This window comes from Albidovulum sp. (assembly GCF_049646345.1).
Classification (GTDB): Bacteria; Pseudomonadota; Alphaproteobacteria; order Rhodobacterales; family Rhodobacteraceae; genus Albidovulum.
In genome coordinates, this window is record NZ_JBARVQ010000070.1 from 1 (window position 1) to 9,554 (window position 9,554).

11 protein-coding genes and 1 pseudogene are annotated in these 9,554 nt (G+C 60.7%); 9 read left to right on the forward strand and 3 right to left on the reverse strand.

The window, feature by feature from the left end; genetic code table 11:
* Window positions 1-184, reverse strand: a pseudogene (locus WBB85_RS01670) (hypoxanthine phosphoribosyltransferase); the annotation flags it as partial.
* Window positions 185-249: 65 nt separating this feature from the next.
* Here WBB85_RS01670 and WBB85_RS01675 point away from each other — a divergent pair.
* From WBB85_RS01675 to rplI, 6 genes are all read left to right on the forward strand, one after another.
* On the forward strand, window positions 250-705 hold the full coding sequence (locus WBB85_RS01675; RefSeq protein ID WP_432636889.1) for a type II toxin-antitoxin system RatA family toxin: 456 nt from the start codon (window positions 250-252) through the stop codon (window positions 703-705).
* Window positions 706-969: 264 nt separating this feature from the next.
* Window positions 970-1,482: a hypothetical protein gene (locus WBB85_RS01680; RefSeq protein WP_432636890.1), complete on the forward strand. Its 513-nt coding sequence runs from the start codon at window positions 970-972 to the stop codon at window positions 1,480-1,482.
* Window positions 1,483-1,484: 2 nt separating this feature from the next.
* On the forward strand, window positions 1,485-1,850 hold the full coding sequence (locus WBB85_RS01685) for a DUF1275 family protein (RefSeq protein WP_432636891.1): 366 nt from the start codon (window positions 1,485-1,487) through the stop codon (window positions 1,848-1,850).
* A 690-nt stretch (window positions 1,851-2,540) separates the two neighbouring features.
* Entirely contained in the window at window positions 2,541-2,894 is a 354-nt protein-coding gene (rpsF, locus tag WBB85_RS01690) for a 30S ribosomal protein S6 (RefSeq protein ID WP_432636892.1), read from the forward strand.
* 28 nt (window positions 2,895-2,922) lie between these two features.
* Window positions 2,923-3,150, forward strand: a complete 228-nt coding sequence (gene rpsR / locus WBB85_RS01695; protein ID WP_105514010.1) for a 30S ribosomal protein S18 — start codon at window positions 2,923-2,925, stop codon at window positions 3,148-3,150.
* Between the two features lie 12 nt (window positions 3,151-3,162).
* A complete protein-coding gene (gene rplI / locus WBB85_RS01700; RefSeq protein WP_432636893.1) occupies window positions 3,163-3,747 on the forward strand; it encodes a 50S ribosomal protein L9 in 585 nt (194 codons plus the stop codon).
* 86 nt (window positions 3,748-3,833) lie between these two features.
* Here the strand turns inward: rplI and WBB85_RS01705 are convergent, their stop codons facing one another.
* Entirely contained in the window at window positions 3,834-4,706 is an 873-nt protein-coding gene (locus tag WBB85_RS01705) for a LysR substrate-binding domain-containing protein (RefSeq protein ID WP_432636894.1), read from the reverse strand.
* Window positions 4,707-4,841: 135 nt separating this feature from the next.
* Between WBB85_RS01705 and WBB85_RS01710 the strand changes: the two genes are divergently transcribed.
* Window positions 4,842-6,026, forward strand: coding sequence for a 2-aminoethylphosphonate--pyruvate transaminase (locus tag WBB85_RS01710; protein ID WP_432636895.1), 1,185 nt, complete (start codon window positions 4,842-4,844; stop codon window positions 6,024-6,026).
* A 33-nt stretch (window positions 6,027-6,059) separates the two neighbouring features.
* The gene (phnA, locus tag WBB85_RS01715) at window positions 6,060-7,310 is read left to right on the forward strand and encodes a phosphonoacetate hydrolase (protein WP_432636896.1); all 1,251 of its coding nucleotides are present in this window, start codon (window positions 6,060-6,062) and stop codon (window positions 7,308-7,310) included.
* A 21-nt stretch (window positions 7,311-7,331) separates the two neighbouring features.
* Here the strand turns inward: phnA and WBB85_RS01720 are convergent, their stop codons facing one another.
* On the reverse strand, window positions 7,332-7,808 hold the full coding sequence (locus WBB85_RS01720) for a GNAT family N-acetyltransferase (RefSeq protein WP_432636897.1): 477 nt from the start codon (window positions 7,806-7,808) through the stop codon (window positions 7,332-7,334).
* A 59-nt stretch (window positions 7,809-7,867) separates the two neighbouring features.
* Here WBB85_RS01720 and phnY point away from each other — a divergent pair, with 59 nt between their 5' ends.
* The gene (phnY, locus tag WBB85_RS01725) at window positions 7,868-9,322 is read left to right on the forward strand and encodes a phosphonoacetaldehyde dehydrogenase (RefSeq protein ID WP_432636898.1); all 1,455 of its coding nucleotides are present in this window, start codon (window positions 7,868-7,870) and stop codon (window positions 9,320-9,322) included.
* Window positions 9,323-9,554: the final 232 nt, after the last annotated feature.

A 9,554-nucleotide genomic window follows, 5' to 3' on the forward strand; every position in this document is an offset into this window, starting at 1 on the left:
CCGGCAGGTCGATCTCGCGCACCAGGTCGGCGATGAAGACGAAGGAGCCGCGCAGAAGGCCGACGACCACCAGTTTGTCGGTGCCGTTGAAGGCCTTGGTGATCTCCTTGGCCAAAGCTTCCACCCGCGCGGCGATGGACTTGGCGGATATCATTTCGTCGATAACGTAATCACGATGCGGCATGCGGTCCCCTTGAATTCCCCCCTCCATTTAGCGACACGGGGGGGCAGAGTCACCATGGACGCGCGATGCCGACCCATTCCGAAACCCGTGTGATGCCCTATTCGGCCCGCCAGATGTACGATCTGGTCGCCGATGTCGCCCGCTACCCGGAATTTCTGCCCTGGACCGCCGCCGCGCGCATCCGGTCCCGCACATCGCGCCCCGACGGGGCCGAGGTGATGGAGGCGGACCTCGTGATCTCGTTCAAGGTCTTTCGGGAACGGTTCGGGAGCCAGGTTGTTCAGTGGCCTGACGAAGGGCGGATTGTTACGGAATGCCTCGACGGGCCGTTTCAGCACATGCAATCGAACTGGACCTTTCGCGACCGCGAGGAGGGCGGCTGCGAAGTGTCGTTCTTCGTCGATTTCGCGTTCCGGAATGCAATTCTGCAAAAGCTGATCGGGGTGGTCTTTGACGAGGCGATGCACCGGGTCGTGCGGGCCTTCGAGGAACGGGCGAAGGCTCTCTACGGGCCAGCCTGATCCGGATGAGAGGTTCCTGACTGCAAATCTGTGCTGTTTGACAATCGGAGTTATCGGACATCCGGAAAGTCGCGGCAATCTCCCAAGAACACCCCGAAAGCGCCAGGTGAATTTGCGCTGCAAGTCAACGATCGAAAAGGGAGCAAATCTAGCTTCAGACCGGGGCCTCATCAAAAGATGGCGCGGCATGACAGATGACGGCCGCCATGCTACACTATCCGAATTGCAAAGACCTTTGATTAGACCCGTATTTGGAGCAGTTCGATGTCATCTATTCCGATCGCATCCGCGGCGGCAGCCATTTTGTGGTTGAGTGCTGCAGCGACACCGGCCCATGCGCAGGCGCTGGAAGGCCAGTTGATGCAGCCCAGCCAACCCGCGCCGATCCGCGACGCACCCCCTTCCGGCTTCTGGCGCACACCTGGCAACGAGATGGGCAAAACCGCAGTCGGCGCTGAATACCTGATCCTCGACCAGTTCGATGTCCAAAGCGGCGTCGGCGCATCCCAGACCTGGATTCAGATCGCACCCGTCGACCCGGTCACAGGCTCGGTCGATCCGGCCGCAGCAGGCTGGGTCTATTTCGGCGAAACCGAAAACAGCCTCAGCCGGAACTTTGAGACCAGCCAGACCCCGATGACCCGCAGCCTGAATTTCGAACCCGGTGAGGCCGTGACCACACGCAGCCTGTCCGTCACCACCGAAACCGCCCCAACCGCCGGCGCCGCACCGACCGGCACCCGCTCAATCATCATTCTCAGCCCGGAGGGGAACTGACCATGGAACCCGCCTTTTTTGACATCACGGTCAAGCTTCTCGCCTTGGCCTATCTGGTGCCCTTCATCGCCTTCCTGTTCGGCGTGGTGATCTGCGATCAGCTCAAGCTGCACTCGATGCAGAAGCGCAAACATCTGTGGCTGGTCTCGGCACCTGTTGCGATGTTCACGGTGGGGATGATGGTGTCCTCGACCAAGATCAAGAGCGCCCATGACGACGTGATCACCTACCAATATGCCCATGTGACGGAGTTCGATCAGTATCTGATGTTCCTGGCGATCACGATCTTCCTGGGCACGATGGCCCCCACGACCTTCGACCGGCTGCGCGACAAGCTGGCCAAGACAGGGCCGGGTGTCACGCCCTGACCTGTATCGCGGTAGCGCCTGGGTTTGAAAATTCCGCTTCGAGCCCAAATGTCCCACTGAGGATGGTGTTATTTATTTAGGGATGAAATCTAGCCAACCCGCAGAACCTGCAACGGCAAGGAACCCTAAGAATAAGCCTAGCGCGATAACTCAGTGAATTATTGTTTTCCGGCGTTTCCCTTCCTTTGGAAACCAATCAAACTTACGGAGCCATCCAAGGATTACGTCCATGAACATTAGGACGAAAAGCATATGCCTGAAAAACATGTAGAAAAACAGCACCGTGAGAATTATTCCCGCGATAGTATTGGCGGGCACAATCTCCCAAGTGCTTCCGTTCGATGAAGTCGTGATTGTGCTTTCCATTTGTTCTACCTTCTTTGGAACCGCCCGCCTGTATGTGCCTCAAGCAGTCATTTCTCAGGCTAGGATTTTCATGCCTTCCCGTTAAGGATTTTCATGCCTTCCCGTTAAGCGAGCGCTTTGTAGAATGCAATCAACGGCAACAAAGTCCCGGTCGCGGACTGCCAGACCGAGAGGTAACCCAATGCGTGGACCGCTTGCATCCTTCACGCATTCCACTATAAGGCCGCATCCTTCCGCATTCACGGGAACCGGCGAAGCCTCTCGTGGCGGGCTGCGGAAGGGGTCGCCCGCCTATGAAGCCGCCTGAGACTGATAGGAGTATGCATGCCGCTATATGAGCATGTCCTCATCGCGCGTCAGGACCTTTCCAACGCGCAGGCCGAAGGCCTCATCGAACATTTCTCCACCGTCCTCGCGGATAATGGCGGCAAGGTCGTCGATCACGAGTACTGGGGCGTCAAGACGATGGCCTACAAGATCAACAAGAACCGCAAGGGCCACTATGCCTATCTGCGCACCGACGCGCCCTCGGCCGCCGTGCTGGAGATGGAGCGCCTTGCCCGTCTGCATGACGACGTGATGCGCGTGATGTCGATCAAGGTCGACGCGCATGAAGACGGTCCCTCGGTCCAGATGCAGAAACGCGACGACCGCGGCGAACGCCGCGAGCGCCGTTGATCACAGCCTGAGGAAAGGAACCTAAACCATGGCGAACAAACCGTTTTTCCGCCGCCGCAAGGTCTGCCCCTTCTCGGGTGATAATGCGCCGAAGATCGACTACAAGGATGTCCGTCTTCTCCAGCGCTACATCTCCGAGCGTGGCAAGATCGTGCCCGCCCGTATCACCGCCGTTTCGGCCAAGAAGCAGCGTGAGCTGGCCCGCGCCATCAAGCGTGCCCGCTTCCTCGCCCTTCTGCCCTATGCCGTGAAGTAAGGAGACACGAACATGCAAGTGATCCTTCTCGAACGCGTGGCCAAGCTTGGCCAGATGGGCGAAGTCGTCAAAGTCAAGGACGGCTACGCGCGCAACTTCCTTCTGCCGCAGGGCAAGGCGCTTCGCGCCTCGGCCGACAACATCAAGGGCTTCGAAGGCCGCAAGGCACAGCTCGAAGCGCAGAACCTCGAGACCAAGAAAGAGGCCGAACAGGTCGCTGCAAAGCTCGACGGTCAGACCTTCATCGTGATTCGCTCGGCGTCCGACGCCGGTGCGCTTTACGGCTCGGTCACCACCCGTGACGCCGCCGATGCCGCGACCGAAGAGGGCTTCACCGTTGATCGCAAACAGGTCGTCCTGACCCGCCCGATCAAGGATCTGGGCCTTCACGACGTTGAAGTTGTTCTGCACCCGGAAGTGTCGGCCACGATCGTGCTGAACGTCGCCCGTTCGACCGAAGAGGCCGAGCTTCAGGCCTCGGGCAAGTCCATCCAGGAGCTTGCCGCCGAGGAAGAAGCCGCCGCCGATTTCGAAATCGCCGAACTTTTCGACGATATCGGTTCGGCCGGTCAGGACGACGAGGACGTCGCGCAGTAATCTTTACTGCAGACTTGGAAAACAAAACCGCGCCACAACTGGCGCGGTTTTTTAATGTTTGTCTGCTTGGTGGACCCTATCCGCCGCTACGTGGTCGCCATCTCCGCCGCCACCTCGAAGAAGGCCTGCACCAGCTTGCCCGCCTTGCGTTCGCGCAGGCAGATCAGCGCCTCGTCCATCATCATTTCCCCGCCCCCCATGATGGGAATACTGACAAGCCGCGCGTCAGACCCGAATTCGGCCGCCGAGACGAACCCCACGCCCGCGCCGGAGGCAACGATCTCGCGCACCGCTTCGCGCCCCTCGGCCTCAATCGCCGGTGTCAGCACGATCCCCGCCACACGGGCATTGTCCTCCAGCTTCGCCCGCGTCCGCGACCCCTCTTCGCGCAGAACCAGCGGCAATGCCGCCAGATCGCGAAAACTCAGGCTCGGACGACCCGCCACCGGATGATCCCGCGCCACGAAGGCAACAATGGGGGTGGAGTTCAGTTTCAGCGCCTCGATATCGCGGCTCTCGGGCATGTTGCCCAGCACACCGATATCGGCCTCATAGGCATAGAGCGCGTCAAGCACGCTTTCGGTATTGCCCGAATGGACAGTGATCCGGACCCCCGGGTAGCGGTCGCGAAAGCGCGCAAGAATATGCAAGAGGTGATGCGCGCTGTCGGCGACGATCCTGAGCGTGCCCGCACGCAGGGCCCGCACTTCGGACAGAAGCTCCAGCGCCTGTTGCTCACTGTCGAAAAGCCGCCTTGTGATCTCCAGCAGCCGGTCGCCCTGCGGCGTCAGACTGACCTGTTTCTTGTGCCTGTTGAACAGAAGGATTTCGTATTCCTCTTCCAGCTTGCGGACCTGATCGGAAATCGCGGGCTGGGTCAGGTGCAAGGCCTCGGCCGCGCGGGAAAAACCACCCGATACGGCGACATGATGGAAGGCGCGAAGCTGGACGTAACGCATCGTGGATCTCTTGCGGATAAGGGCGTCACCTTGCATTAGTAGAATCGATATATCAATCTAAAATAACGATTTTACATATGACTTGCCGCATGGAAAAACACCCCCGATCGCAGCCTCCCCGAACGGAGCATCCGCATGACCGAAACCGCACCCCTGCCCGCACCGAAACTGGGTGAACCCTATCTGCTCACCCCCGGCCCGCTGACCACGGCCTTTTCTACCAAGGAAGCGATGCTAAGGGACTGGGGCTCCTGGGATGCCGATTTCCGGGCAATGACCAAATCGCTTTGCGATCAGCTTGTGGCGCTTGCAGGCGACACGATGGAGGAATTTGTCTGCGTGCCAATGCAGGGCTCGGGCTCCTTCTCGGTCGAGGCGATGCTGGGCACGTTCATTCCCTGGGACGGCAAGGTTCTGGTTCTGGCCAACGGCGCCTACGGGCTCCGTGCAGCCGAGACGATGAAATATCTTGGCCGGGGTTACACGCTGATCGACAAGGGCGATTACATGCCGCCCCGGGGCGATGAGGTCGCCGCAGCACTCGATGCGGACCCGGACATTACCCATGTCATCGTGATCCATTGCGAGACATCTTCGGGGATCCTGAACCCGGTCGCCGAAATCTCAGACGCCGTCTACGCCAAGGGCCGCAAGCTCTTGATCGATTCCATGTCAGCCTTCGGCGCGCTGCCGCTGGATGTGAATGAGATCCGCTATGAGGCGATGGTCTCGTCGGCCAACAAATGCATCGAGGGCGTGCCGGGCTTTGGCTTTGTCATCGCGCGCAAATCCGAACTGGAGGCGTGCAAGGGTAACAGTCATTCGCTGGCGCTCGATATCCACGCGCAATGGGCCTATCTCGAAAAGACCGGCCAGTGGCGCTACACGCCGCCCACCCATGTCGTCGCGGCCTTTCTTGAAGCCCTGCGGCTTCACGCCGAAGAAGGCGGTGTTGCGGGGCGGGGTGCACGCTATTGCCGCAACCGCGACGTGATGGTCGAAGGGATGCGGGATCTGGGGTTCGAGACATTGCTGAAGGACCGCTGGCTCTCGCCCATCATCGTGACCTTCTTCTGCCCCGCCGACCCGAATTTCATCTTCAACGACTTCTATGAAAAGATGAAGACCAAGGGCTTCATCATCTATCCCGGCAAGCTGACGGTCGTGGAGAGTTTCCGCGTCGGTTGCATCGGCCGGATGGACGAACATGTGATGCGCAAGGTGGTAAAGGCCGCCGGAGAGGCATTGACCGAAATGGGCGTCACCTCTGCCGCCCCGCCCGCAGCCGCCATCGCCGAACGCGCCAAACTCGCCGCCTGAAACGGCCCCGACATTCTGACGGAAGGAAGACCAATGAACATGCATACCCCTGCGCCTGTTATTGCGAATGACCGTGCTTATCCCTGGCCGAAGGTGCCTGCGGTTGCGATTTGTCTGGATGGGTGTGAGCCTGCCTATCTTGAGGTTGCGATTGCCGAGGGGTTGATGCCGGTTCTGAAGCGGATGCGGGCGGAGGGCACCGATCGGCTGGCGCATTCGGTCATTCCGTCTTTCACCAACCCGAACAACCTTTCCATCGCCACCGGGCGGCCGCCCAGCGTTCATGGCATCTGCGGCAACTTCCTTTTTGATCCCGATACCGGCGAAGAGGTGATGATGAATGACGTGCGCTTCCTGCGCGCGCCGACGATCTTTTCGCGCTTTTATGAGGCCGACGCCCGGGTGGCGATGGTCACCGCCAAGGACAAGCTGCGCGCGCTTCTGGGGGCGGGTTTGAAGTTCGACGAGGATCGGGCGATTGCCTTCTCGTCCGAGAAATCCGGCACCACCACCAAGGCCGAACACGGGATCGACAATGCGAGCGACTGGCTCGGGATGCCGGTGCCTGCGGTCTATTCGGCCGAGCTTTCCGAATTCGTCTTCGCCGCCGGTGTGAAGCTGCTGAAAGAGTTCAAGCCGGACGTGATGTATCTCTCCACGACCGATTACATCCAGCACAAATACGCCCCCGACCAGAAGGGCGCGAAGGACTTCTACGCCATGTTCGACCGCTATCTGGGGGAGCTTGATGCGCTGGGGGCCGCTGTCGTCGTCACCGCCGATCACGGCATGAAGCCCAAGCACAAGGCCGATGGCACGCCTGCGGTGATCTATGTGCAGGATCTGATGGATGACTGGCTGGTCAAGGACAGGGCCCGGGTGATCCTGCCGATCACCGATCCTTATGTCGTCCATCACGGGGCGCTGGGGTCGTTTGCCACCTGCTATCTGCCCGAAGGGGCCGACCGCAACGACATCATGGACCGGCTGGCGGCGCAGGCGGGGATCACCCTTGTCGTGACCCGCGAAGAGGCGGTGACGCGGTTCGAGCTGCCCGCCGACCGGATCGGCGATATCGTCATGATCTCGGGCGAGACCATGACCATCGGCACCTCGGCCCATCGCCATGACCTGGCGGCACTGAAGGAACCGCTGCGCTCCCATGGCGGCCTGACCGAGCAGGATGTGCCCTTCATCGTAAACCGCAAGGTGGACCTGCCGAATGCGCCCGAGCTCAGGAACTTCGACGCTTTCCTCTACGCCTGCACCGCGGCCGCACTTTAAGGGGCGGGGATGGCGGTGGCGTCACAGACGGCGGAACATCACCAGAGCGTCGGCCTCTGCGCCGGCGCTGTTCCTGAACGCGCCGGGCACACGGCCGACCTCCTCAAAGCCGTAAAGCTGCCAGAGGGCGACAGCGCGCGTATTGCTGGCAACGACGAAATTGAAGACCATCGCTTCAAACCCCAAAGCGCGGGCCTTGGCGAGTGCGCTTTCCAGCATACCGCGCGCCACGCCGCGCCCTTCCGACCCCGGCGCGGTGACAAAGCCGCAATTGCAGTAATGCGCCCCGCCGCCGGGGCGATTGCGCTGAATGTAGAAGGTGCCAAGTGGCTGGCCGTCCCCTTCGGCCAGAAAGACATGCTCACGCGTCCAGTAGGCCAGCGCCGCCTCGCGCGGGATGTCCCCATCGATCGCATAGGTCTTGCCAGCCCGGAAGACAGGTTCCAGCATGGCCCAGACCGCATCGGCATCGCTGCCATCCGCATCCCGAATGATCATTCCGCACCTCGCCTTGCGAGGGGCATCAGAAACGCCGATCCGAGAAAAGGAAAGCCCGAATGAACAAGATCGACCAGGACATACGCCGTGAAGGCATGCGGATCGGCGGCGAGGTGGTCTTTACCGACAAGGTGATCGAGGTCCGCTATCCCTATACCGATGAGGTCGTCGGCACGGTGCCTGCCGGCACGGCCGAACATGCGCGCCGCGCCTTCGAGATTGCCGCGAATTACCGCTCGAAACTGACGCGCTACGAGCGCAGCCAGATCCTGAAGCGCACCGGCGAGATCATCGGCGAGCGGCGCGACTATCTGGCGAAGTGGTTGGTGCTGGAGCTTGGCATCTGCTACCAGCATGCGGTCTATGAGACCAAGCGCGCCCAGGATGTCTATACCTTCGCCGCAGCGCAAGCCTTGCAAGATGACGGGCAGATCTTTTCCTGCGACCTCACCCATAACGGCAAGGACCGCAAGATCTATACCAAGCGCGAACCGGTGCGGGCGATCAGCGCCATCACGCCCTTCAACCATCCCCTGAACATGGTCAGCCACAAAATCGCGCCGTCGATCGCCACCAACAACTGCATGGTCTGCAAGCCGACCGAACTGACGCCGCTGACTGCGATCACGCTGGCCGATATCCTTTATGAGGCCGGGCTGCCGCCCGAGATGTTCCAGATCGTCACCGGCCTGCCCGGTGATATCGGCGATGAGATGATCACCAACCCCAATATCGACATCATCACCTTCACCGGCGGTGTGCCGGTGGGCAAGATGATCGCCGCCAGGGGGGTCTACAAGCGTCAGGCGCTGGAACTCGGTGGCAACGATCCCCTGATCGTGCTGAACGACCTCGACGATGCCGATCTTGAGAAGGCCGCGACGATTGCGGTGGCGGGGGCGACCGGCAATAGCGGCCAGCGCTGCACGGCGGTGAAACGCATCCTCGTGCAGGAAAGCGTCGCCGACCGCTTCGTGCCCATGGTGCTGGAGAAGGCCAAGAAGATCCGCTTCGGCGATCCAATGGACCCTGAGACTGAACTGGGCTGCGTGATCCATTCGCAGGCCGCAGAGCTATTCGAAAAACGCGTCTACATGGCCGCCGATCAGGGCGCCAAGGTGCTCTACGATCCGGGCCGCAAGGGCGCGTTGCTGCCCCCCATCGTCGTCGATCACGTGCCCCATGACAGCGAACTGGTGATGGAGGAAACCTTCGGCCCCGTCATCCCGATCGTTCGCGTCCCGGACAATGACGAAGAGGTCATGGCGATCTCAAATTCGACCGAGTTCGGCCTGTCGTCGGGCGTCTGCACCAACGACTTCCGCCGCATGCAAGCCTTTATCGAAGGGCTGAACGTGGGCACCGTCAACATCTGGGAACAACCCGGCTACCGCATCGAAACCTCACCCTTCGGCGGCATCAAAGACTCAGGCAACGGCGTCAAGGAAGGCGTCACCGAAGCCATGAAGTTCTTCACAAACGTGAAGACCTACTCACTGCCATGGCCAAGGTGAGCACGTGGTGCGGAAGGAAGCCTCCGGCAGGAGTATTTGAAAACAGAAGAAAGAGGTTGGTGTGATCACCCATACCGAAGGCGAGTCCAATACGTCGGACGCGCGCCGTGACTGGGCGGCGCGCTATCCCGATGCGGCGACGCGCGATTTGCTGGCGCGCGACGCGGAGGCATTCCTGCACCAGTCGCTGTCCTCCCCCTGCCTGTCGACCATCGCCAAGGCCGAGGGGATC